Origin of the sequence: Leucobacter exalbidus (assembly GCF_017834145.1) — a bacterium.
Classification (GTDB): Bacteria; Actinomycetota; Actinomycetes; order Actinomycetales; family Microbacteriaceae; genus Leucobacter; species Leucobacter exalbidus.
Window position 1 is genome coordinate 682,401 of the sequence record NZ_JAFIDA010000001.1, and the last position, 23,691, is coordinate 706,091.

23 protein-coding genes are annotated in these 23,691 nt (G+C 65.9%); 11 read left to right on the forward strand and 12 right to left on the reverse strand.

From position 1 onward, the window contains the following. The first annotated feature begins 19 nt into the window (after positions 1-19). Both JOF28_RS03140 and pdxY read left to right on the forward strand, forming a co-directional pair. Complete coding sequence (locus JOF28_RS03140) at positions 20-1,360, forward strand: FAD-binding oxidoreductase (RefSeq protein ID WP_209704426.1); 1,341 nt, start codon at positions 20-22, stop codon at positions 1,358-1,360. A gap of 97 nt (positions 1,361-1,457) precedes the next feature. After that, positions 1,458-2,309: a pyridoxal kinase PdxY gene (gene pdxY / locus JOF28_RS03145; RefSeq protein ID WP_209704427.1), complete on the forward strand. Its 852-nt coding sequence runs from the start codon at positions 1,458-1,460 to the stop codon at positions 2,307-2,309. Positions 2,310-2,344: 35 nt separating this feature from the next. On the opposite strand, the gene JOF28_RS03150 is transcribed toward pdxY, so the two are convergent. Both JOF28_RS03150 and JOF28_RS03155 read right to left on the reverse strand, forming a co-directional pair. After that, positions 2,345-2,713 carry a fluoride efflux transporter FluC gene (locus JOF28_RS03150; RefSeq protein ID WP_209704428.1) on the reverse strand — a complete coding sequence of 123 codons (369 nt, stop codon included), beginning with the start codon at positions 2,711-2,713 and terminating at the stop codon, positions 2,345-2,347. Next, a complete protein-coding gene (locus JOF28_RS03155) occupies positions 2,710-3,321 on the reverse strand; it encodes a fluoride efflux transporter FluC (protein WP_209704429.1) in 612 nt (203 codons plus the stop codon). The genes JOF28_RS03150 and JOF28_RS03155 overlap by 4 nt, the downstream gene beginning before the upstream one ends. A 194-nt stretch (positions 3,322-3,515) precedes the next feature. Between JOF28_RS03155 and JOF28_RS03160 the strand changes: the two genes are divergently transcribed. The 4 genes from JOF28_RS03160 (at position 3,516) to JOF28_RS03175 (ending at position 7,197) form a co-directional block, all read left to right on the forward strand. Beyond that, a complete protein-coding gene (locus tag JOF28_RS03160; RefSeq protein WP_209706736.1) occupies positions 3,516-4,412 on the forward strand; it encodes a metal ABC transporter substrate-binding protein in 897 nt (298 codons plus the stop codon). Further along, a complete protein-coding gene (locus tag JOF28_RS03165) occupies positions 4,409-5,203 on the forward strand; it encodes a metal ABC transporter ATP-binding protein (protein WP_209704430.1) in 795 nt (264 codons plus the stop codon). Before JOF28_RS03160 ends, JOF28_RS03165 begins: the two co-directional genes overlap by 4 nt. Continuing rightward, the gene (locus JOF28_RS03170; protein ID WP_209704431.1) at positions 5,200-6,069 is read left to right on the forward strand and encodes a metal ABC transporter permease; all 870 of its coding nucleotides are present in this window, start codon (positions 5,200-5,202) and stop codon (positions 6,067-6,069) included. The genes JOF28_RS03165 and JOF28_RS03170 overlap by 4 nt, the downstream gene beginning before the upstream one ends. A 219-nt stretch (positions 6,070-6,288) precedes the next feature. Further along, positions 6,289-7,197 carry a cutinase family protein gene (locus JOF28_RS03175; protein ID WP_342452064.1) on the forward strand — a complete coding sequence of 303 codons (909 nt, stop codon included), beginning with the start codon at positions 6,289-6,291 and terminating at the stop codon, positions 7,195-7,197. A 74-nt stretch (positions 7,198-7,271) separates the two neighbouring features. Here JOF28_RS03175 and JOF28_RS03180 read toward each other — a convergent pair whose 3' ends face one another. The 4 genes from JOF28_RS03180 to JOF28_RS03200 form a co-directional block, all read right to left on the reverse strand. Then, the gene (locus tag JOF28_RS03180) at positions 7,272-9,845 is read right to left on the reverse strand and encodes a M28 family peptidase (RefSeq protein WP_209704433.1); all 2,574 of its coding nucleotides are present in this window, start codon (positions 9,843-9,845) and stop codon (positions 7,272-7,274) included. 169 nt (positions 9,846-10,014) lie between these two features. Beyond that, complete coding sequence (locus JOF28_RS14885) at positions 10,015-11,391, reverse strand: NYN domain-containing protein (RefSeq protein WP_425342471.1); 1,377 nt, start codon at positions 11,389-11,391, stop codon at positions 10,015-10,017. 75 nt (positions 11,392-11,466) lie between these two features. Continuing rightward, positions 11,467-12,315, reverse strand: a complete 849-nt coding sequence (locus JOF28_RS03195; RefSeq protein ID WP_209704434.1) for a glycerophosphodiester phosphodiesterase family protein — start codon at positions 12,313-12,315, stop codon at positions 11,467-11,469. Between the two features lie 5 nt (positions 12,316-12,320). Continuing rightward, positions 12,321-13,268: an EamA family transporter gene (locus JOF28_RS03200; protein ID WP_342452065.1), complete on the reverse strand. Its 948-nt coding sequence runs from the start codon at positions 13,266-13,268 to the stop codon at positions 12,321-12,323. 121 nt (positions 13,269-13,389) lie between these two features. Here JOF28_RS03200 and JOF28_RS03205 point away from each other — a divergent pair, with 121 nt between their 5' ends. Further along, complete coding sequence (locus tag JOF28_RS03205) at positions 13,390-13,842, forward strand: T3SS (YopN, CesT) and YbjN peptide-binding chaperone 1 (protein WP_209704435.1); 453 nt, start codon at positions 13,390-13,392, stop codon at positions 13,840-13,842. Positions 13,843-13,977: 135 nt separating this feature from the next. Here the strand turns inward: JOF28_RS03205 and JOF28_RS03210 are convergent, their stop codons facing one another. Continuing rightward, entirely contained in the window at positions 13,978-14,475 is a 498-nt protein-coding gene (locus JOF28_RS03210) for a hypothetical protein (RefSeq protein WP_209704436.1), read from the reverse strand. A 150-nt stretch (positions 14,476-14,625) separates the two neighbouring features. On the opposite strand from JOF28_RS03210, the gene JOF28_RS03215 reads away from it, so the two are divergent. Continuing rightward, on the forward strand, positions 14,626-16,263 hold the full coding sequence (locus tag JOF28_RS03215; protein ID WP_209704437.1) for a DUF222 domain-containing protein: 1,638 nt from the start codon (positions 14,626-14,628) through the stop codon (positions 16,261-16,263). After that, on the forward strand, positions 16,203-16,460 hold the full coding sequence (locus tag JOF28_RS14890; RefSeq protein ID WP_209704438.1) for an HNH endonuclease signature motif containing protein: 258 nt from the start codon (positions 16,203-16,205) through the stop codon (positions 16,458-16,460). Before JOF28_RS03215 ends, JOF28_RS14890 begins: the two co-directional genes overlap by 61 nt. Before the next feature lie 264 nt (positions 16,461-16,724). On the opposite strand, the gene JOF28_RS03225 is transcribed toward JOF28_RS14890, so the two are convergent. The 5 genes from JOF28_RS03225 to JOF28_RS03245 form a co-directional block, all read right to left on the reverse strand. Next, the gene (locus JOF28_RS03225; RefSeq protein WP_209704439.1) at positions 16,725-17,768 is read right to left on the reverse strand and encodes a ribokinase; all 1,044 of its coding nucleotides are present in this window, start codon (positions 17,766-17,768) and stop codon (positions 16,725-16,727) included. Between the two features lie 2 nt (positions 17,769-17,770). Continuing rightward, complete coding sequence (locus tag JOF28_RS03230; RefSeq protein WP_209704440.1) at positions 17,771-18,730, reverse strand: nucleoside hydrolase; 960 nt, start codon at positions 18,728-18,730, stop codon at positions 17,771-17,773. Positions 18,731-18,954: 224 nt separating this feature from the next. Continuing rightward, on the reverse strand, positions 18,955-19,257 hold the full coding sequence (locus JOF28_RS03235) for a helix-turn-helix domain-containing protein (protein WP_209704441.1): 303 nt from the start codon (positions 19,255-19,257) through the stop codon (positions 18,955-18,957). Positions 19,258-19,396: 139 nt separating this feature from the next. Continuing rightward, complete coding sequence (locus JOF28_RS03240; RefSeq protein ID WP_209704442.1) at positions 19,397-19,744, reverse strand: hypothetical protein; 348 nt, start codon at positions 19,742-19,744, stop codon at positions 19,397-19,399. After that, positions 19,741-21,276 (reverse strand): PspC domain-containing protein, encoded by a 1,536-nt coding sequence (locus JOF28_RS03245; RefSeq protein ID WP_209704443.1) that lies wholly within the window; start codon positions 21,274-21,276, stop codon positions 19,741-19,743. The genes JOF28_RS03240 and JOF28_RS03245 overlap by 4 nt, the downstream gene beginning before the upstream one ends. A gap of 113 nt (positions 21,277-21,389) precedes the next feature. Here JOF28_RS03245 and JOF28_RS03250 point away from each other — a divergent pair, with 113 nt between their 5' ends. Continuing rightward, positions 21,390-22,901 (forward strand): ATP-binding protein, encoded by a 1,512-nt coding sequence (locus JOF28_RS03250; protein ID WP_209704444.1) that lies wholly within the window; start codon positions 21,390-21,392, stop codon positions 22,899-22,901. After that, positions 22,898-23,662, forward strand: coding sequence for a LuxR C-terminal-related transcriptional regulator (locus JOF28_RS03255; protein ID WP_209704445.1), 765 nt, complete (start codon positions 22,898-22,900; stop codon positions 23,660-23,662). Before JOF28_RS03250 ends, JOF28_RS03255 begins: the two co-directional genes overlap by 4 nt. Positions 23,663-23,691: the final 29 nt, after the last annotated feature.

The window sequence follows — 23,691 nt, forward strand, 5'->3', positions numbered from 1 at the left end:
GAAGCTGTGGGAGGACATCATGGATGATTTGCAGACGCTGCGGCAGCAGCTGGGTGACCGGCTCGTGACTGAGCCTGGCCGGGTGGCGCAGCACGCGCACGATTCTTCGCGGGCCGAGCCCGCGGGCACCCCGCTCGCGCTCGTCGAGGCTTCTTCGACCGCTGATGTCGCTGCCGCGCTTGCGTGGGCGCACGCGCACGCGGTGCCGGTCAGTGTGCGGGGCGCAGGCACGGGGCTCGCCGGCGGCGCGAATGCGTACGATGGCGGGCTGATTGTGTCGCTCGCGGGCATGAACCAGATTCTTTCGATCGATCAGAACGAACGCGTCGCCGTGGTGCAGCCCGGCGTGATTACGGCTGAGCTTGACGCCGCGGCCAGGCTCGAGGGACTGTTTTATCCGCCCGATCCCGCGAGCGCCCGCAGCTGCACCATCGGCGGCAACATCGCGACCAACGCTGGCGGGCTGCGCTGCGTAGCCCACGGTGTTACGCGTGATGCGGTGGCCGCCCTCGAGGTCGTGCTTGCCGACGGGCGTGTGCTGCGCACCGGATCGCGCACCCGCAAAAACGTTGTCGGGTATGACCTCACCAGCCTGATGGTGGGGTCAGAGGGCACCCTCGGCATCGTCACCGAGGCCACCGTCAGGTTGAAGCCGGTGCCGCTGGGCACACCGTGCAGTTTTCGTGCCTCGTTCGACGACCTTGACTCGGCGGGGCGGGCCGTGACCGCGATTGTGGGCGGCGCGGCCACCCCCGAGGTACTCGAACTCATGGATGCGGCGAGTGTCGAAATCATCGAGTCGTTTCAGCCCAGCGGGCTGACGGTGCCGCGCGGGGCGATGCTCGTGGGCCAGACGGTGGGGGTGACCGCGGCCGCGCAGGCCGCTGCGATCGCCGAGACCTGTGTGGCGCACGGGGCGACCGAAACCGAGGTGTCTGACTCAGACGCCCTGATCGAGGCCCGCAGGCTGTCAAACCCGGCGCTCACGGCGCGAGGCCTGAAGATCTCGTGCGATGTCGGGGTGCCGGTGGCCCGGCTTGCCGAGATCTTTCACGGCATCACCGAGATTTCGCGCACCCATGACCGGCTCGTGTCAACGGTGGCGCACGCCGGCGACGGTAACCTGCACAGCACAGTCGACTGCGCCGATGACGATATCGCGGCGGCCGATGCGGTGCTTGATGACATCACCCGCCTCGCGCTCGCCCTCGGTGGCACGATCACCGGCGAGCACGGGGTGGGCTCGGTGAAACTGCACGAGCTGCCGTGGCAGCTCGATGAGGTATCGCGGGCGACGCAGGCGGCGATCAAGCAGGCGCTCGATCCGCGCGGCATTCTGACACCGGGGCGCGGCATCTAGCACTGCGCGACCGGGGTGGCCGCTCACGAGGCCGTGCTTGGTCCACTCGAACTTGCCATGTTTGGACCGTTCTTCGGGCCAGTGGCAGGATCGAGACATGCGTATTCTCTCCATCCAGTCTTCGGTCGCGTACGGGCACGTGGGTAACTCTGCCGCGGTGTTTCCGCTGCAGCGCATCGGCGTCGATGTGATGCCCGTGCACACCGTGTGCTTTTCGAACCACACCGGGTACGGTGCGTGGCGCGGGCCGCTGATCTCGGGCGCTGATGTCACCGAGATTGTGACCGGCATTGAAGAGCGCGGCGGCCTCGATCAGGTCGACGCCGTACTCTCGGGCTACCAAGGCAGCGACAGCATCGGTGACGCGATTCTCGATGCGGTGGCCCGGGTGAAGCACCACAATCCCGCAGCGATCTATGCGTGCGATCCGGTGCTGGGGAACGCGAAGTCGGGCTGCCACGTGGCCCCCGAGGTGCAGAACCTGATTCGTGACCGGGTCGTGCCCGCCGCCGATCTCATCACCCCCAACCAGTTTGAGCTGGGTTTTCTGACCGGCACCACCCCCGATTCACTCGAGTCGACACTCGCCGCCGCCGATCTTGCGCGCGAACGCGGCCCCCGCACCGTGCTGGTCACGAGCGTTGAGCGGCCCGAGCGTGAGCCGGGCACCCTCGAAATGATGACCGTCACCGATGACGGTGCGTGGCTGGTGGCGACCCCGCAGTTGCCGCTCAAGGCCAACGGTTCGGGGGATGTGACTGCGGCGCTGTTCACCGCACATTTCTTGCGCACCGGCGATGCCGCGGCCGCGCTGTCGCGCACGACCGCGAGCGTGTACTCACTGCTCGAGGCAACGCTGGCCTCAGGCGAGCGCGAACTGCAGCTCGTCGCGGCGCAAGAGGCGTACGCGCACCCCGATGAGCGGTTCTCGGTGCGCCGGGTGCGCTAAGCACCCCAGGCGCACCTGGCCAGGCAAGCTCCCCGCTACAGCGACTGGCCGAGCAGGATCCCCGCCACCGCGCATGCAATGGCGGCGACCATGACGCCTGCAGCATTGGCGACGGCTGCGGTAAACCGCCGCGCCATGAGCAGCTTTGCGGTGTCGAGACTCGCCGAGCTGAACGTGGTGTAGCCGCCGAGCAGCCCCGTCGCGAGCACGGCCTGCACCGCGTCATCGAGCGCGAGCCCGGTCAGTATTCCGAGCACGAACGAACCGGTGAGGTTCACCACAAACAAGCCCCACGGAAATGCGTGCCGGGTGCCCTTCGGCACGAGCTGGTCGACGAGGTGGCGCAACGCGGCGCCGATACCGCCGGCGAGAGCGACCCCGAGCGCCAGCCACACCCCGGTCATGAGGTGGCCTCAGTGTCTGTGACCTCAGGGCTTGCCCCACGCCCGAGGCCGCCGACCCAGATGCCCAGCATGCTGGCCCCCAGCCCGATCACCAGGGTGACGCCCGCGTAGGCGAGGGCGGCGGCGCTCTGACCCGCTTGCAGTAGTTCGCCGGTGTGGGCGGCGAGCCCGCTGTAGGTGGTGAACCCGCCGAGCAATCCCGTGCCGAGCAGCAGTCTGAGGCGTTCGGCGCGAGCTGGGCTCAGCGAGCCCGGCAGCGCACTCGGCACGGTCTGATGCGCCCCAACCGTGCGTCGCCCGAGCAGCGTCACGAGCACGCCAAGGGCGAACGCCCCCACGAGGTTGACCGCGAGCGTGGCCGCCGCACCTCCGACGATCAACTCCCCCACGCCGAAGCGCGCGAGGGTGCCCAGCGCGCCGCCGAGCGCGACCAACACGAGCGCCGAAACATCTACACGGCGCTGCGCACGGCCGGCTCCGCGGCCCGACGCACTGCCGGGCGCAAAATCGGTCGCGCTGCCCGGCACACGGCCAGCCTCGCTGCCCCGGCCAGGCGGCACGTGGGCGCGCGCGGAATCGCGAGAACCCGCCCCTCGCCGTGTCACCATGCGCACCGCCTTTCACGCATCAGCCTACGCTCAGAGGGAAGCCGATAAATAATGTTCGCCATGACGAACTTATTTGATTAGACTCGTCGCAAGATGTTCGGTGACCGCACTGTTGAACGGAGCAGCTCCTCGTGACTAGGCCCTCACGCCGCAGGCACACCACTCGATTGGCCGCCCTCGCTGGCTGCGCCGCCATGCTACTGAGCGTCACCGCCTGCCAAGGTTTTGCGCTCGCCGGCCCCGCAGAGCAAGACGGCAACGCTCGCCCCGTCGTGCTCACCACGTTTACGGTGCTCGCCGACATGGCACACAACGTTGCCGGTGACGATCTCGACGTGCGCTCGATCGCCAAACCGGGGGCCGAAATTCACGGCTACGAGCCCACCCCGCTCGACATCGCAAAAGCCACTGAGGCCGATCTGATTCTCGATAACGGCTTCGGGCTCGAATCGTGGTTCGCGCAGTTCATTGAGCAAATCGAGGTGCCCCACGTCGTCGTCACGCGCGGCATCACCCCCATCGACATCGCCTCTGACGCCTACGCGGGCAAACCCAATCCGCACGCCTGGATGAGCCCCGAGGCCGGGGTCACCTACGTCGAGAACATGGTGACGGCGTTTAGCGATCTTGATCCGGATCATGCCGCAAATTACGCGCAGCGGGGCGCCCAGTACGCCGCAGAAATTCGCGCGGTGGGTGAGCAGCTCACCACCGAGCTGGCCGAGCTGCCCGCGGCGCAGCGGGCGCTCGTCACTTGCGAGGGGGCGTTTGCATACCTCGCGCGCGACGCCGGGCTCACCGAGCGCTACATTTGGCCCGTCAATGCCGAGCAGCAGGCCACTCCGCGGCAGATCGCGGGCGTGATCGAGTTCGTGCGCGAGAGTGAGGTGCCCGCCGTGTTTTGCGAATCCACCGTTTCAGACCGGCCCATGCGGCAGGTTGCCGAGGCCGCGGGCGCCCAGTTCGGCGGAACGCTCTACGTCGATTCACTGTCGACCGCAGACGGCCCCGTGCCCACCTATCTCGACCTGCTCAGCCACGACGCCGCGACCATTCTCGCGGGCCTCACCTCTTCAAAGGACGCATCATGACCGCCGGCGCACTCGCTCCCAGTGTTGAAGTCGACGGGCTGACCGTGCGCTACGGCGAGGTCACCGCGCTCGACGAGGCCACGCTGCAGCTGCAGGCGGGCCGGGTGACCGGGCTCATCGGCATGAACGGCTCGGGTAAATCGACGCTGTTCAAAGCGATCATGGGGGCGGTGAAGCCCCTCCATGGCACCGTGCGTATCGGGGGCACCGACCCCGGTCGTGCGCGGCGACAGGGGCTCATCGGGTATGTGCCCCAGGCCGAAGCCGTTGATTGGGCGTTTCCCGTGAGCGTGCGTGATGTCGTGATGATGGGGCGGTACGGGCGTATGGGGTTCACTCGTCGCCCCCGCGCCGCAGATCATCGGGCCGTCGATGAGGCGCTCGCCAGGGTCGAACTCACCGAGCTCGCGCACCGCCAAATCGGCGAGCTCTCTGGCGGGCAGAAGAAGCGCGCGTTCGTGGCGCGGGGCATCGCGCAGGAGGCCGGTGTGCTGTTACTCGACGAACCCTTCGCGGGCGTCGATAAACGCTCTGAGGCCACCATTGTACGTCTGCTGCGCGAACTCGCGGCCGGCGGCGCCACCATTCTCGTCTCCACCCACGACCTCCACGCGGTGCCCGGGCTCGCCGATGAGGCCGCGCTGCTGCTGCGTCGCGTACTGTTTCACGGCAGCGTCGCTGAGGCTCTCAGCCCCGAGCGTCTCGCGATGGCCTTCGGCCTCGCCCCGGGCACCGCGCTCGGCACCCACGCTGCCGCTGAAGCCGCCACCGACGAGGAGCCGCGCGCATGACCGCCCCCGATCTGTTCTCGCTCATTCTTGAACCGCTGCAGTATGAGTTCATGACGCGCGCGCTGCTCACCACGTCGATCGCGGCCATCGTGTGTGCGCTGCTGTCGTGCTGGCTCGTGCTCATTGGCTGGTCGCTCATGGGCGATGCGGTCTCGCACGCGGTACTGCCCGGAGTCGTGCTCGCCTACGTCGTCGGAGCACCCTTCGCCCTCGGGGCGCTCGTGTTTGGGTTTCTCTCGGTGGGGCTCATCGGGGCGATTCGGTCGACATCGCGGGTGAAAGAAGACGCGGCGATCGGCATCGTCTTCACGACACTGTTTGCGTTGGGGCTCGTGCTGATCTCGGTGACGCCCAGCCAAACCGACCTCAACCACATCATCTTCGGCAATATTCTCGGGGTTTCAAATGCCGAGCTCGCCCAGATCGCGGTGCTCGCGCTGATTGCGTTCACCGTGCTGGTGGTGAAGCGCCGCGACCTCACGCTGTTCGCGTTCGATCCCACGCACGCGCACGCGATCGGGCTCAGCCCCCGCATGCTCGGCGCGCTGCTGCTGGGCCTTTTGGCGCTCACCTCGGTGGTGGCGTTGCAGGTGGTCGGGGTGATTCTCGTCGTCGCGATGCTCATCATCCCCGGTGCCACCGCGTACCTGCTCACCGACCGCTTCGGCCGCATGCTCGTCATCGCCCCCACCCTCGCCGTCATCAGCGCGGTCACCGGCATCTACCTGAGCTACTGGCTCGACGCCGCCTCGGGCGGCCTCGTCGTGGTGGTGCAGGGCTGCGTCTTTGGGCTCGTGTATCTGTTGGGCCCAAAGCACGGGCTGCTGGGGCTCATGCGCGGGCGCCGGATCGCGCGCCGCCGCTAACCTGCGCCGCCACGCGCGCCACCGCCACGCGCGCCACCGCCACGCGCGCCACCGCCACATACGCCACCGCCCGTTCACTGCAAATTCACGAGGGCGTGGGCGTACTCTCAAATCTGCTGGTACCGGGCACTGGAGCCGACCCCTGCTGCGCCATCATGGCGCAGCACGATCGACATCAGCCCGCCAGCTCGTTGCACACCGTTGAGCGAAAGAGACCCCGTGACCCTTCGTCATCCCCGCGCCGCCGTCGCCGCGCTCGCTCTCACCGCGGGCTGCGCGCTCGCCCTGTCAAGCTGCGCTTCGCCCACCGATCCGGCGGTCACGCGCGAGTCGCTGCAGGAGGTCGCCACGGCCCCGGCTCCCAAGCCCGATCCGGATCCCGCCGAGGAAGAAGCGGAAGAGGTGCCGGTCGAGGTTGAGCTGCTCGAGTGCTCCCCCTATCTCGTGGTGACCGCGCGCGGCACCGGTGAACCCACCACCGGTCAGTTGCTCTCTCCGGTCGCGCGCACCATCGCTCAGTCACGGCCCGATCAGGTCGTCACCGTCGATGTGGAGTACCCGGCCGACACCGATGTCAACGGCGGCGCCACCCTCGGGGTGCGTTCGCTCGTCACCATGCTCAATCAGCAGACACTGGAGTGCGCCGAGCAGAAATTTGTGTTGCTCGGCTATTCGCAGGGCGCCATGGTGGTGGGAGACGCGCTGTCGGCCCCCGCCGATCGCCTCGTCGGCGAACAGGCTGACGAGCTGAGTGCCGAGGCCGCAGCGGCCGTCATCGCGGTCGTGTTCTATGGCGACCCCAGGTTTGTGGGGGCGGCCCCCTATAACGCGGGCAGCTATGACGAGGAGCGCGACGGGCTGCTCCCCCGCCCCGTCGACTCACTCGCTGATTACGCCGACGAGATGCGCAACTACTGTGTCAGCGCCGATTTCATCTGCCAGGCGGTCACCTCGGGCCTCGATGAGTCGGGGCACGTCGAGTACTTCGATAACGGCATGCAGCAAGATGGCGCGGCCTTTGCGATCTCGAAGCTCGCCCCGCTGCCGAAGGGCAGTAAGAAGGGCCGTGATTCCAAGGGATCAGAGGACGCCAAGGCTTCAGCGGATGCCAATGGGTCAACCCGCTAGCACCGACCGTCGCATCAACTGAGACTGCCTCCCGCGCCGTGGGCGCGGGAGGCAGTCTCTACTGAGGGGCCTGACTAGGCGGCGTTACGCGCCTGTCGGCGGCGCACCGTCAGCGCTGCTCCACCCGTCAGCAACAGCACGAGGCCCACGGCGCCAGCACCGACCAGCGGCATGCCACCGGTCTGTGACAACGATGCGTTTGCCGTCGTGGTCGACTGCGTCGGCGTTGTGCCGGTGGCTGTGGTGGAGCTGGGTGTGGTGGTGGTGGTGGTGGTCGGATCAGTGGTGGTCGGATCAGTGGGTGTGGTTGTGGGCGGATTCGTTGGAATGGGAGCGGGCGGCGTCGATGACGTCGGGGCCGCGGCCACCGTCACCTCGGCGACTTCGCTCACGTTGCCGGCAACGTCGAGCGCGCGCACGGCCACGCTCGTCTGGCCATTGGGCAACGTGATCGCGGCCACTACGGTGTTGTCCACGAGGTCTTCGCCGTCTGCCAGCAGCTGCCAAGATTCGGCGCCCATGGCGGCGACCGATGACGCTGCCACGTTCTTGATCTGGTACTCGACGCGTGCCACGCCAGAGGTGGCATCATTCGAGGCCACTTCAAGCTGGCCGCGCTGCTCGGGTACGACGGCGACACTGAGCTCGGGGCCCACCGTGTCAATTCCCACGGAGGTTTCGAGCTCGTCGCTCTGGTTACCGAAGTCGTCGGTGGCCCGGGCAGCAATGGTGTGGAGTCCGTCTGTCGTGAGCACCGTAGCCTCTGTGACCACAGCCCAGTCGGCACCGTTGAGTGAAGACTCGAGCACGGGAGCATCGTCGGCGTTATCGGTGGCCGACAGCGTCACATTGACCGGAGCCGACGTGTGCCACTGCGATGCGGGCGTTGCGGGGCTGACCTCGGCGATCACCTCGGGGGCGATCGCGTCAGAGCTCACCTCGATCTTGACGGTGGGGTCAGCGGCGATCTCTACGGCGGCCACGCTGCCTCGCGCGCCGTCGGCTGCAAGGGCGACTACGTCGCAGGTCGCGTTGGGCACGTGAGTGGTGGCCGATCCGGTGTCACCGGTCACACCGGCGTCACGCCAGGTGTTTTCGCCGTCACAGCTGAGTGCAAGCTGGGCCCCCACCGCGGGGTCGCCCTGCTCGTCGGTCACTTCGATGGTGACCTCTTCGAGCGCGGCACGAAACACCGATCCGCCCAGAATCTGCGCGGCGATCGCCATGCGTTCCTCTGACACAAATTCGAGCGTGTCGGTGGTCTGGTGGTAGGCGGGTTCCAACACGATGTTGGTTCCGCCAGCCCAGAACATCCAGCTGAATACCGCTGCGGGAATGCCCACGTCGCGGAACGACTGGTGATCGCTGCGTCCGACTTGACCCACCTGCAGATCACCGTGTCCGGCGAGTTTCGATACCTCGTCTGCGAGCTCGAGCACGGGGTTCTCTGCGACCGTGTCACCGTCAACGGTGAGCGCCCAGAAGCCAAACTCTTGGCCGGGGTCACCCGGGTGCCCGGTGCCCGCCATGTCCATGTTCCACGCACCGATGGTGCGATCGCGATCCTCGGGCGTCATCACCGTTGAGGCGTGGTGTTTCGATCCCTTGATGCCCTGTTCTTCAGCGCCCCAAGCTCCCACGCGCACTTCGGTGTTCAGCGAGTACGAGCCCAAAATCCGAGCCAACTCGAGCATGATGCTTGATCCGGATCCGTTGTCGCTCGCGCCGTGGCTTCCCACCACAGTGTCGATGTGCGCGCCGATGTACACAATCGGCGCGTCGGGGTCGCCATTGGCGGCCTTGCGCACGCCCAGCACGTTCGTGCTGGTGTCGCCGCCAACCTGCGTCGCGATCGACAGCGAGAGCGGGCCGTCGGCGATCAGCGCCCGCATGCGCGCGCCCTGATTGAGTGCGGCGCCCACCACGACAAGGCCCTGGGCTTCGGCCGGCACGGCTCCCACGTTGGGCAGGGCCTCGGGGCTCGAAATTCCCTCGCTCTTCGCGAACACGACACCGATGGCGCCTGCCGCGGCGAGGTCGGTGAGCACGCCGCTGCGTACCGCAGCGGAGGTATTCCAGTCAGCGAGCACGATAGCGCCCGCAAGATCGGTGCGCTCAGCAAGGTCGGCAGTTGCGCCGCCGATGTCGACGAGGTTGTCGGCCACAGGGGCGTCGGCGCCCGTCACTACCGCGTTGCTCGCGGGCCTGAACTGCCAGCTGGCGTAGCCGTCTTGGTATCGGCTGGGCGTCACGTCTGCGAACAGCTGCGCGGTCGCGGCAAATGATTCACGCGAGGTATCAAACCCGTAGCTCGTCAGCGTCTGCTCAATGTAGGCCGCAGCAGCTTCTTCCCCGGGAGTACCGGCGACGCGCGGCCCGATCGTATCGGCGAGGTGCACATCATGGTTCCAGATGTTCTGCGAGTTCACCGCCTGCAAAAATTCTTCTTGATAGCCCGCAGTAGTCGTGCCTGAAGTGATCGCTGCGATCGCATCGGTGGGAGCAAAGCTCACCGCCTGCGCCGCAGTACCTTGCAATATGAGCGGCAACGCCAATGCTGCCGCGCCCAGTATTGCCAGCGGCCGCTTCGCGCGGCCTGCAGGTCGTGGTCGAGTAAACGCACGTTCATTCGCGTACTGAATAGTCATGTATCCCGGGTGTCCTCACTGACATGGAAAGTGCACCGTGTCACACGGTGCACCGCTCTTCACCATATCGAGATCGGCAATTCGGCCACACGTGTGTGACTCCATATGAAGCGACATCGGCCCCAACCCGCTGTGCGGGTTGGGGCCGATGTGTGTGCCGCGTGACGAGTTAGTCGTCAGACTGCTCCCGCAGTCGCACCAGGCGTTCGTGGCCGCTCCCTGAGACCTCGGCCACGTCTGAGCGTGACTTCAAGAAGTCAGAGAACGAACGGAACCCGAGCACCTTCTCGTTAAACGATGAGTCCATGCGGCGCATCTGCTGCTTCACCGCTGAACTGTGCAGCCAATCGGAGTCGTCCTTTTCTTGGCCGAGCCAGAGCGCACGAATCAGCAGGCCGGTGATCTCATACTCGTCGTCCTCGGTGCGGTCGCCCACGCGGTCACCCGCGTCGCCATCGTCGTGCAGGTCATGCTCGTCGTGGTCGCCGTGGGTATCATGCGTGTCCAGTGCGTCGAGCGCCGAGTTGATCTCGTCGGCGAAGCCCTCGCCCTGGTCGGCCTTGGCCGGCTGGGCTGAGCTCGACGGCGCATCCCCGGCGGCCGCAGCTGCATCGGTGCCGGTGTTGGCGCCGGAGCCGGAGCCTGAGCCACCGTTCGCACCGGCGGCCGCGCGTGACGCGGCGCCTGAGGCACGCGATCCGCGGCGTGACCGCGACCGCGAGTTTCCGGTTTTTTCGGGAGCGCTCGTTTCAGCGCCCGCTGTCTCAGCCGTCCCCGCCGTACCGGCTTCTGCCGCGGTGGCCGAGCCAGCGCCGTTGCCCAAGGCCTCTGCCCCAGCGCCACTTGCCGCAGTAGTCGCGCCAGCGAGTTCGCCTGCGTCGCCATCCGCGGTCTGGGCGGTCTGCCCCGTCGCCGTCTTCGCGGGGTCGACGCGGCCGCGGCCACGCCCCGAACGAGCCGGCTTCTCCTCGCGGCCCGGGCGTTCCACACCGGGCAGCGTGTCGTAGGTCGCGAAATCGTCGCACGCGGCGGTGAGGGCCTTCGCCGTTGATCCGGCGACGCCAATGCCCACGACGTAGCGCCCCAACCGCCTGCACCGCTGCGCGAGCGGCACATAGTCGGAGTCGCCCGCGACAATCACCACGTGGGTGAGGTCTTCGAGCCGAAACATGTCTTCGACGGTGTCGACAGCGAGTCGAATATCGGCGCCGTTCTTGGCGTAGGCCGCCGTGGGGAACAGCTGCACGAGGTCGACCGCGCGCGCCACCAGCTGTGACCGGTACTGCGCGTTCACCGGCGCTGACCAGTCGGCGTAGCCGCGCGTGAGCACGAGCGTGCCATATGACGAGGCGTAATCAATGATCGCGCCCACATCGATGGCGGCGGCCTCAAGCCGCGCCACTACTTCAGGATCGTTGGGGTTCTCGCTAATACGGTGCCGGTCTCGCCCAAACGAGTTTCGGCCATGCACGCGGTCGTACCACGAGAGCACAATGTTGTCGAAGTCTAAATAGACCGCAACTCGGCCGTTCTGGTTGTCTGCCACCTCTCTAGTGTGACAGGCGCCGCGCACTCATCCAACGTTTTAGCTGATCGCGCCGCGGCGATTCGCGCCCGCGGCTCATTTTTGGGGCCGCAGCACCTCGATTGCGACGTCGGCACGGTCGGTGACGATGCCGTCGACGCCGAGGTCGATGAGGGCGCGCATTTGATCCGGATCATTCACGGTCCACACGTGCACCTCAACGCCGTGCCTGTGGGCGGCCCGCAGCAACCGGGGCGTGAGCACGCGCAGCGGGCCCTGCCGCTCGGGGATTTGCAGCGCGTCGAAGCCGCGTAGGGCGCGGGCGACGCCGATGCCGGTGAGCACGGCGAGGAGAATGCGGATCACGCCGCGCTGCCCCGGTGATGCTGCGGGCGCGCGGCGTATGGCGGGTTGGGGATCCGCGGGCTCAGCGATGCTAGCGGCCGGAGCTGCGCCAGCAGCGGCGCCCGTGGCCTCAGCAGCCGCAGCAGCGGCTAGAGCGCGGGTGCGAAACGCATCGGCGAAGCTCGTGAGCAGCACCCGGTGGGCGTGGGGCGCCACGAGCTGGCCGATCTGCTCGGCGGCCGCCCCCGCTTTCACATCAACGTTGAAGCGCGTCGTGGGGTACGCCGCGAGCGCCGCCCCGAGCGTGATCACACCGCCCTGCTCAGCCATAATGGCGGCGAGCTCGGCGAGGGTCACGTCGGCGATCTTGCGGGGGTCGCCGGTCACCCGCGCCAAATCGGCGTCATGAAACAGCACCACCTCGCCGTCGAGCGTGAGATGGCAATCGGTTTCGACGATGTCAGATCCGGCATCGATGGCGGCTTCGATCGCGGCGCGCGAGTTCTCGACGATCCCCGCGGCGTGCATGGCCGGGGTGGTGAGCCCCCGGTGCGCCAGGATGCGGGGGCGAGAGGAGTCGGCGAGATAGGGGTGCAACATGCCTCTTATGATTCCAGATGCAGCGGCGGAGTCGTACGCGCGGCTGGGGTGCCAGCGGGGTCAGCAGAGTCGGCGTCAGCACCAGCAGCATCGCGTGCACCGCCGCGTTGCGCCGCAGCTCCCGCGCAGATCACCAGCGCGACCCCCACGATTTGCATCAGTGACGGGGCTTGGCTGAGCACCAGCAGCCCAATCAGCACCCCCAGCGCGGGCTCGATCGAGAGCAGCGTGCCAAACGCGGTGTGCGACATACGGCGCAGCGCCAGCATCTCGAGCGCGAATGAGACCACCGGGGCGATCAACGCGATGCCGGCCGCCATGGCGATCACCCAGAGTGCCCCGTTGCCGTGCAGCACCTGAGGCAGCCCCACGGCCATCGTGAATACCGCGGCGATGGGAATGGTGAGGGCGAGGCCCGAGATTCCCGAGAAGCGATCGCCCACCAGCTGCGTGAAGACGTTGTACAGGCCCCAGCACACCCCTGCGGCGAGCGCGAACCCGATTCCGATGAGGTCGGTCGTGCCGTGCCAGGGTTCGGTGAGCATGATGACGCCTGCAAGGGCGAGGAGTGGCCAGATGAGTGCGCTGCGTTTTTTACTGGTGATAGCGGCGACGGCGAGGGGGCCGAGAAATTCGATGGCGACGGCGGTGCCGAGGGGGATGCGGGCGACGGCGGCGAGGAAGAAAGTGGTCATGAACCCGGTGACGAGGCCGAGGATGAGCAGGGTGGGGATGTCGCGGCGTGTGATGGTGGAGAGTTTGGGGCGTGCGATGAGCCAGAGGATGGCGCCTCCGAAGCACATGCGTAGCCATGCGGTGCCTGCGGGGCCGACTTGTTCGATGACGGTGATCGAAAGTGCGTTCGATAGCTGGATGAGGAGCATGGCGGCGACGGCGAGCGACCAGGGTGGGATGGAGGCGCGCTGGCTGGCGTGTGTGGGGCGGGGGTTCACGTCACCAGCTTCGGGGTTGTGTGGCGCCGCGTCAATTCGGGGGCATCGGTAGGCTTATTGGTGTGGAGGGGCGTGGGCTTCTTCTTGGTCCCCTAGGCGTTTACGAGAGAATCGAGCGAACATGACTGATATCACTGCACAGAAGGAATTGGTTCAGGCCCATATGGGTTCGCTGTTCGATGGCGTCGAGATGGATAACGATGGCGATCTGTCGATTCGGTATGGGTCGAGTCGTGTGTTTGTGCGGGTGCACGAGTTTGCTGAGGATTCGGCGTTGGCGATGGTATTCTCTCCCCTGCTGTCGAATGTGGAGAATACGGCTGAGTTGCGTGACTATGTTGCGTTCTCTGGTGCCGACTACGTGTTTGGAAGCTTCCTGTTGATCGATCGCGGGGAGGGCAAGGTTGATTTGCTGATGAAGCACAATCTGCTTGCTGATCACTTGGTTGCTGATGAGCTGGGCTTTGTGGTCGCGGGGATTGCTTCTACCTGTGATGAGCTGGCAGCTGAGTTGGCTGGGCGCTTCGGTGGTGAGGTGTTCCATCCTGAGGCTCCTGAGGAAGCTGCTCAGTAAGGAGCGTTTCAGGTAGCGCGGTGAGCCGCGTAGCGAACTGTGCGATCTGCGGCGAGCGCCTCGGGATTGATTTCCCGGGACGCTTTGTTGTTGCGGCGAGCGGGGATGCTTGTGCCGTCACCGATGCCTGAGTCTCTATGGGGGCGATCCGGGCCCGCTTAGTTGCTGCGTGGGTTCTTTGCTCCGGATCATCCCGGCGCCGCGCTCATTAATTCGCCCCGGATCGTGCGCAAGCATGGCGGCTCCCAGCTCAGTGAGCACGTAGAGGTGAGGCGTGCTTGCGCGATGCGCGAGGGCGATGTAGCCCAGCCTGCACAGTGAGGCGATGGCCCAGCGTACGCGCAGCTCGAGCCGGTTGTGCCCCGTGCTCGTGTGCTGCGTGAGCGCTTCAGCGTCGAGGGCAAGATCATGCGCGATAGCTGAGACCACAGCGGCGACAAGGGTGTCCGTGGCTTGTGGGCCCTGGGCGAGGAGGCGCAACGTGTGTACGCGGCAGACGCTCATGAGGGGCAGCCCTCCCCTGGTGGCTTCCCTATTGCTGCCACCCCACCTGTTCTCGTCGTAATCCCACGGGATGGTGAAGTCGGGGCCGGGCATATCCCTGCTGCGGTTTGAGCCGTCTTCGCTGTTCATCCCCACTCACCTCCCCTTCTCCCGCGACATGCCTGGAGCTATGGGGCGAGCTTACGCCTGGCAGCATCGTCACGATAGGGGCGACAACACCCCACATATGCCCAAATAACTCATTCGAACATATATTCGAATACGTGGTAGAATAGAACCATGTCCAGCAACGAAGCGGGCAACCTCCGAGGTCCCGCAGCATCCATCCCGCAGACGCCCACGGCGTCCATGCAAGGACTCGCTGCGCAGCCACACATCGCCCATCTACACGATGCCCTCGCAGGCATCACCTCCCAAATGGGTCACGATGCACTCACTCTCATGGACGACGATGATCTCCTCAGCGTCACGCAACACCTCGAACAGGCCTCACGCCGCATCAACGCGCTCCTCATCGCAGCAGCAGGCAACATCGACCATCGCTCCGAACCACACCTCGAGAACTCACTCGCGAAACGCAAGGGCTGTCGCAACACCACCGAACTCCTCCAGCGGCTGTCACAGCATTCCTCCGCCACCATTGGGCGCAGACTCAAAGTGGCACGCGCCACCCGACGCGACATCGGGTTCACCGGCAGCACGATCCCACCTCAATTCCCGGCAGTGGCAGATGCGCTCGCCGCAGGTGATCTCCCCGAAGAAACAGCGCTACAGATCGTCAAGTCACTCGCGGGGCTTCCCAGCCGGGTCGACCCCACCAAGGTCGAGATCGCAGAGCGAGGCATCGTCGACCAAGCTGCGGGCTATTCCTCGGCCGAACGTTTCGACGGTTTATCCCCCGATGATCAGGGCCCTGGCAATGAGGGTCCAGACGATGAGGGTCCAGACGATGAGGGTCCAGACGATGAGGGCTTAGACCCAGCCGGTCACGCGGCAGCACCACTTCCGGTGGACTGCGACACCATCAAACTGATTTGCCAAACCTGGTCCACCTTCCTCGACCAAGACGGCACCGCCCCCAACGAAGAATCGGCGATGCGCGAGCGCTACCTGTGGCTCGGGCCAGAGAAGAACGGCCTCGTACCGCTCCATGGCCTCCTGCTTCCCGAGGCAGCCGCCCTCTTAGGTTCCCTCTTCAACGCAGTGAACTCACCCCGCACCGCAGCTAACACCAACGCTATGGGCGCAGGCACAGGCACAGACGCCGGTCCAGGCTCAGCAACAGGCTCAGGCGCAGCAACAGGCGCCGGCGCACATGCAGCGCGAGCCGGGGGTTCAGGCCGCAAGGTGGAATTCGTGCAATGCGATGACGACCCCTCAACTGAAGGCGGCCCTTCAACCGAAGACCATTCGCCGGCACTTCCCGAGGCTGATCCCCGCTCGTATGGGCAGAAGATGCACGACGCATTCAAAATCGTCGCCGAGATCGCAGCCCGGGCGGCAGAAACACCCCAGGTGGGTGGCGCACCGGTCACGGTGCTCATTCAGACCACGCAGCAAGAACTGGCCGCCAGCATCAACAGCGACAACGGCAGCGGCGGCAACAGTGACACCGGTAAGAGCGGCACCGCTTGGATTCACGGTCACGATGGCCGCCCCACCCCCACCAGCATGGCCACGGTGAGACAGTGCATCTGCGCAGGCACCACCCAACGCGTCATCACCGGCCCCGCGGCGAAATCCTTGGCATCGACAGCCCCACCCGCATTTTCACCCCACACCAACGACGAGCCATCACCGCGAGAGACGGTGGCTGCATCATTCCCGGGTGCAGCATCCCGGCAGCATGGTGCGAAGTGCATCACGTCACTGAATGGGCCAACGGTGGCCCCACCTCCACTGACAACGGTGTCTTAGTGTGCTGGTACCACCACCGAAACCTCGACGCGAACGACTGGCACATTCGCATGATCGACGGGCTCCCCGAGGTACTCGCCCCACCGTGGATCGACCCGCAGCAACGATGGCGGCAAGCCCGACCACCACTCAGAGCGACACACATGCGTAACAGGCAAGAACCACAGCGGCAGCGCGAGCGACAACAGCGCACCTGAGGCGCACGGCACCACTGCGCCTAGTTCAAACATGGGCCCGGAACCAAGTACCCCTGCACCCCAGCACCAGCACCAGCCTGCATCGGTCACTTGCGCAGCCACTTGAGAGCTGACGCTTCATCAGAGCCGTCACTCGCTGCCCCCTACCCACTCGAAGCTTCTGCTCGTTGAATGCTCGTGCTTCCCCACAGAAACGGCGCCCCGAATCAGAAACCAGTTCCGATTCGGGGCGCCGCCCGTCTTGCGTCGTTTGTGCGTACCCGCCTAGGCGCTACGCTCCACGATAAACGCTTCAATCTCTGTACGGTCAGCGTACGAAGACTGTGCGCCCACGCGCTGCACCGACACTGCAGACACTGCCGTAGCGAAACGCACCGCGTCAGCAAGCTTCTGGCCCGCCGCGAGTTCACCAGCCACTGCACCAACAAACGCGTCACCGGCACCAGTGGTGTCCACTGCCCGCACCGTGTACGCGGGCACCGCAGTAAGCGAAGCGAGCGGCTCCTCTGCCGCAGATGATGCGCCGCGCTCAGCTACGATCGCGCCGTCAGCGCCAAGCGTCACCACGACCGAACGGGCACCCGCAATCAACAGCCGCTCAGCAAGCCGCGCATAGTTCGTCGCGTCAGGGTCATCTGCCGACGCCCCCAGCACCTCGAGCGCTTCGTGCTCATTCACAATCAACGGATCACACAGCTGCAACACGTCACCGGTGAGCTGCACCGACGGCGCAGCGTTCAGCACCACCCGGGCTCCCGCAGCGTGAGCTTCCGAGGCCACGTGCAGTGCCGTTTCCAACGGAATCTCGAGGCTCAGCACCACGACCTGTGCGTCTCGCCAGACGCTGCCTGCCCGCCCCGGTGACGCCTCACCGGTCTCGGAGGCTGCAGTACCCTCTGCCACGGGCGCAGCAGCAGCCATGACCGCAGCTTCTACCGCCGCCACGTCGAGCGCCTGGTTGGCTCCCGGCGAAACCACAATCGAGTTCTCACCATCAGGGGTCAGCAAGATGATGGCGGTGCCCGTGGGCCGCTCCACCCGTGCAACATGCTCAACATTCACACCGGCAGCGGTCAACTCCGACAGCAAAAAGCCACCGTTCGAGTCAGTCCCCACGCAAGCAACCATCGACACGTTCGCGCCGCAACGTGCGGCCGCCGCCGCCTGGTTCGCACCCTTACCGCCGGGCAACAGCGCAAGGTCGCCACCCAACAGGGTCTCACCGCCGCCCGGGCGCCGGGCAACCTCCACGACCAGGTCGGCGTTCGCGCTACCGATGACGGCGACGCGAGGCGTGTGCACGCTCACGACTACGCTCCCTGAAAATCAGTAATCAGGTCAACAATGTCGTCGACGATGCCGTCAGCAACATCGAGCAGCACCGTGGTATGCGCGCCCTCCTGCTCGGGGAACCCGCGGTACTTGCCGCGCAGGTCAACGAGGGTCTGGCCGTGACCGGGGCCACCCGTCGTATCCACCTCAACGTTCACCACCGGAGCGAGCCGCACGTCAAGGTGCCCCGCCGCCGCCGCGACCGCGATTGAATCGTGTGTGGCGCACTGCCACTCACCGAACACCATGTCTCGGTAAAACTCACCGTAGAAGTCGATGATCTGACCCATGTACTGACCCGCCGGGCCACCCGCGAGCATCTGCTCACGGTGCTGGGGCGTGATGAGCAGCTTCATGGTGACGTCGAGGCCCGCCATGATGATGGGCCACTGCGCCGCGAACACCGCCTGCGCCGCTTCTGCGTCGTGCCAAATGTTGGCTTCGGCCACGAACGAAACATTGCCGGGGGCCGCTGCCGACCCACCCATCAATGAGACGCCGGCAACCAACTTGGGCAGCTCCGGATCAAGCGCGAGCGCCGTCGCAATGTTCGTGAGGGGCCCGATCGGCACCAACCACACCTCGCCCGGGTGCTGCCGCACAATATCGATGATCTGCTGGGCCGCTGTCGTTGATTCGGCAGCACGCACGGGCTCGTTGTCGCCAGCGTTGCCCTGGCCGTCATGGCCGTGCACGTGGTAGGCGAACTCGGTCTCCCCGCCCAGCAGCGGGCCGGCAGCGCCCCGCGCGACGGGCACATCGGTGCGGCCGACCATGTCGAGCACGCGCAGGGTGTTGCGTGTGCCGAGCTCGACCTCAACGTTGCCCCACACCGTGCCGACGGCGAGCAGTTCGATGTCGGGGTGTATCGCCGCATACATAATTGCCATGGTGTCATCGACACCGGTATCGCAGTCGAGGATCATCTTGGTCGCCATGGAAGGTCTCCTTGCGCCGCTCATCGAGCGCGGCCATACGTGTGTTCAATAGGGGTCTGAGTGCTGCTTCGTCAACGCTCAACCGCAGATGCGCACTGACCGTGTTGCCACTCACGACCGGGTCAATGTTCTCGACATCGACGAAGAGCGAACGTGCTTCAAGGATACCGGGAGGGACCGCTGCGGCGAGCGCAACGATGAGCCTTCATCGACTGAACGCGGGGTTACGCCTTGTAGGTGAGCCCGCGCACGATCTGGCTGACCGCTTGTTGGCTGGTGCCAAATTCTGCGGCGAGCGCCGTTTGTGTTTCGCCTGAGGCGTGGCGTTCGCGGATTCGTTCGGCCTGCTCGACGGTGAGTGACCTGGACTGCTGTGGTTTTGCGCCGCGGGTGCGGCCGCGCCGTACCGAGTCGATGGTGTAGACGGAGACGCCGAAATCTGCGGCGAGCGCTGCACGGCTTTCTCCTGCGTGTGATCGTTCGAGGATTTCTTTGACTTGCGTCGCAGAGAGCGCTGGTGCTGACATGCTGCTGCAACCTCCATGAGTACACGGTGTGCGGGGGCCCGCCACCTGGTTTTACTGTACTCCGAATCGCCTGGGCTCGAACCTGTGGGCGTCGCTTGTTTGGTGGGCAGGATCGACGTTTGTCGGTGGGTTGCCTCAGTTATGCGCGCGGTTGCCTGTCTCGTTTGGCCCGCTGGTTGCGCATGAGTACGATCACGCCAATGCCGAGGAGCAGGATCCCGAGGCTCAAGATGGTGACGATCGCGATCGTTCCGGTGTCCCATCCCGCCAGGGGAAACGCGCGTTGGGCAATGTAGCAGCAGAAGCCCAAGATCAGCACGCCCCACACGATGGGTCCGGTGCGAGTTCCGCCCCGCTCGATGGGTTGGTGCGGCAGTCCCTGGCCTGTGTCGCTCACTCCGGGCCAGTTTTGCCCGAGCCCTGCGTTGTTCAGGCTGTGTCCGCTGCCTGATGACTGGTTTGGCCCGGTCGTGTCGTTCTGGTTCATCGTTCACTCTTCCCTGTGGCGTTCTCTACCTGCACATTGCCGGCGATGAGGTACACGGAGACCTCGGTGGTGGCAGTGTTGGTGCTGCTGTTGGCGCTGGTGGTGTGTGAGCTCGTAGCCGAATTCGTGATCACTTGTTTGCGCAGAAACGGCCCGGCGAGGGTGTGGTTTTGTGTGTCACTCGCGTCAGTGACGTTGCCTGCGAGCACATACACGGTGACGGTAGTGGCGTGGTCCCTGGGAAGCGTCACCGTGGAGTTACCGGCGACCTGCCAGATGGTGATTGATTCATCTCGGGTCTGCGCATTCCTTGCCCGTGTGTCACTGGGCTGAGTGCCCAGGTCGCTCAGGTCTAGGTATGAGTTGCCCGCGACGAGTACCCCTGCGGGGGCCTGCGCACCGGTCATGTTCATGTTTCCCACGATTTGGTATTGCGTGCCGATGGGAAACACCGCGCCGATGAGCAGGGCGACCACGCCGCAGGTGGCAAGAAACCCGACCCAGCCGGTGTGCTTCCCCCTGATGCCAGCGACGATGAGTGAGATCGCCAGTGCGGCGAGCGCCGCGATCATGCCGCCGAGCGCGTTCGCGGGCAGTGCGGTGCCGGTCACCTCAATGGCGCGCAGCGGTTCGGTGGTCAGTAGCAGCGCGACGATCCCGCCGGCGAGCAGCGCGATGGCGAGGGAAATCAGGGTGTGGGCTGCCCCGAGTTTGCGGGCGGCGTGCTGTGTCTCGAGCTGCTGCGCGTGCTTCTCACTCAATGCTTGCGCCTGCTCGCTCACTCCCTGCCCCCACGTTTCCGCTTTCTCGGCGAACCGGGTCCCCCAGTCGTCTGCCTGCTGGGCGAAGCTCGGGTTCGGGTCCGAGGTTTGGTGCGAGTCCGAGGTGCTCGACGAGGGATCCGGATCCGCTTGCGCAGCACCCCTAGGCGTCGTGGGCTCGGTGTGCGCAGCAGGCGCAGTATGAGCAGTGGGTTCAGCAGATGCAGGCGCAGGCCTCGCGGCGGCGGGCGGTGCAGGAACACGGTGTCGCATGACGAGCTTGCGAATCCACACCACAGCGATCACGATCACAGCGACCCGCACGATCCAGCCCAGGGTGACCATCAGCCAGTCGGGCAGCCCCAGCACTCCAACTTGGTCCCAGCCCCACATCGGAAACACCGGCGAGAACGACAGCCCGAAGAGGATGGGGATGATGACGAGACCTGCGATGACCGCCGCCGTGGTGACGACGGCCGTTTGCGCCCGGCCCCGCACGATCTCCTCAATGTGCATGCGTCCCGTTGAATCTGGGAAGACCAGCCAGCCCAGCAAGTACAGCACGATGGCGGGGGTGCCGAACACCGCGACCACGACGAAGAGCCCGCGCACGATCAGCGGATCGATGTTCGCTTTCGCAGCGAGGCCACCCGCAACACCGGCAAACCAGCGGTCGTCGCTGCGCGCGATGCCCAGGCCGCGAATCCACTCGAAGAACTTTCCGAGCGGAGGCATCCCGGTTGCTGGGGTGGGGTCGGGTGTGGTGTTCATGTCTCTAGTCTTGCCGAGTTTCCGGCGGGCGGCCATCGGGGTTCACCCTGATTCGACCCTGACGTTTGCCGCATTCACGCCCCGTAACAGCGCGTTGCTGGTTTGATAGATGCATGCCCTCCCCACAGCTGCACCGGTCGCGCGATGATCGCGTAATCGCTGGCGTGTGTGCGGGGCTGGCCGATCACATTGGGGCGCCGGTACCCAGCGTGCGCATCGGAATGTTGCTGCTGGCCGCGGTGGGTGGCGTCGGCGCACTCTTCTACCTGTGGCTTTGGGGGATGGCCCCGCTTGCCCCCGAATCAGACCAGCCGGTGCCCCTGCGCCGCGCGCTGACCCGGCCCGCGACACAATCAGCGGCAGGGGCTGCGGCAGGATCCGCGTCACGACCTGCAGCAGGAGCTACGGCACTTACGGCGGCAGGATCCGCTGTGACACCTCCGCAAATTGCTGCATCGCCGTCGGCACCCGCATCGGTATCTTCTTCGGCACCTGCATCCGCCACCCTCGCGGCGAGCGCTGTGCCCACCCACGCCAGCAATCCCCCGCCCAGCAATCCCCCGCTTTTGCGGTGGCCGATCGCCGAGCTGCTGCTCGGGCTGTGCCTCGTGGCTACCGCCGCCTGTCTCGTACTCGCGCGCCTGGGCATGCGCATTGATCTCGAGGTGATTCTGCCCGCCACGGCCGTGCTCGTGGGCGTCGGCCTCACCTGGTGGCAGATCGCTGATCGGGGGCGCGCGCACCGCACGCAGCTGCCCCGTGTGCTGGGTGCCCTCGCACTCGTAGCAGTGGGTGTGCTGCTGTTCTTTGTCACCTCGCAATCCCCCAGCGTGTGGACCGTCATCACAGCGGCGGTGGCGGTGCTCGCCGGAGTTGCCCTGGCCATTTCACCGTGGCTGCTGCGCATTAATCGCGAGCTGATCGCTGAGCGTGCCGGTCACGCCCGCGCCACCGAGCGCGCCGAAATTGCCGCCCACCTACACGACTCGGTACTGCAAACGCTGGCGCTCATCCAGCAGCAGTCTGACCCGAGCAGCGAGGTGGCACGCATCGCTCGCAGGCAGGAGCGCGAACTGCGCGAGTGGCTCTTTCGCACGGCAGATGGCGCACCAGCCGCTGCTGTTGAGGCCGTCGATACCGAGCTGCGTGCGCACGCGGCCGAGCTCGAGACCCACCATTCGGTGCGCTTCGACGTCGTCTCGGTGGGCGCGAGCGGTGGCTTCGTCGCACCGGCGACCATCGTGGCCGCGGCGAAAGAGGCCATGGTGAACGCGGCACAGCACGCTGGCGGCGACGTCACCGTGTACCTCGAGATTGCTCCGGATCGCGTCATCATCGATGTCACCGACCGCGGCCCGGGCCTTGATCTGGACTCGCTCCCCGCCGGGAGAATGGGTGTGCAAGAGTCAATTTTGGGGCGGATGGAACGCGCGGGCGGCATCGCACGCATCCTCGCGGGGCCCGGCGGCGCTGGCACCGCCGTGCGGCTCTCGATTCCGAGAGACACCGACACAGATCAGCGCTCCGCTGACAGGGCCACCCCCGCAGCGGCCTCCGACGCCACCAGCACAACCACCGCCACCGCCACCGCTACCACTCATTCCGCAGAACAGGATGCCCCATGAACGCAGTGATCTCGCACGAGGTGCCCGCACACGAGGCACACACAGACGAGGTACACGCAGCCGAGGCGGCTGTCGATGCAGCAGCCGTCGACGCAGCACCCGATGCCCTGATTCGCGTGGTGATCGTCGATGATCACCAGATCTTTCGCACGGGGCTGCGGGCCGAGCTCACCCCCGCGCTCGATGTAGTGGGCGAGGCCGCCACTGTAGACGAAGCGGTTACGCTCATCCCTGCGGTGCAGCCCGATGTGGTGCTGCTCGATGTGCATCTCCCCGGAGGCCTTGGTGGTGGAGGCGCCGAAGTGCTGCAGCGGCTTGTGCCCCACATACCGGCAGGCGGCACCCGCTTTCTGGCGCTCAGCGTTTCAGATGCCGCCGACGATGTCGTCAGCGTGATTCGTGCCGGCGCACGTGGATACCTGACAAAGACCGCTTCGGGCAACGAGGTGATCGCGGCCGTGGGCCGCGTGCACGCGGGTGACGCCGTCTTTTCACCCCGGCTCGCAGGGTTTGTGCTTGACGCGTTCGGAGTGAGCTCGGGCGAGATCGCCGCGGCAGACGACGAACTAGACAGGCTTTCAGCGCGAGAGCAAGAGGTCATGCGCATGATTGCGCGCGGCTACACCTACAAAGAGGTTGCCGCCGAACTATTTCTCTCGGTGAAAACGATCGAGACGCACGTCTCGAAGGTGCTGCGCAAACTGCAGCTGTCCAATCGCCATGAGCTCACCGCGTGGGCGCTCAGCCGCCGGCTGCTGTGACCGAGCTCATCATTCACACCGCCCTCACA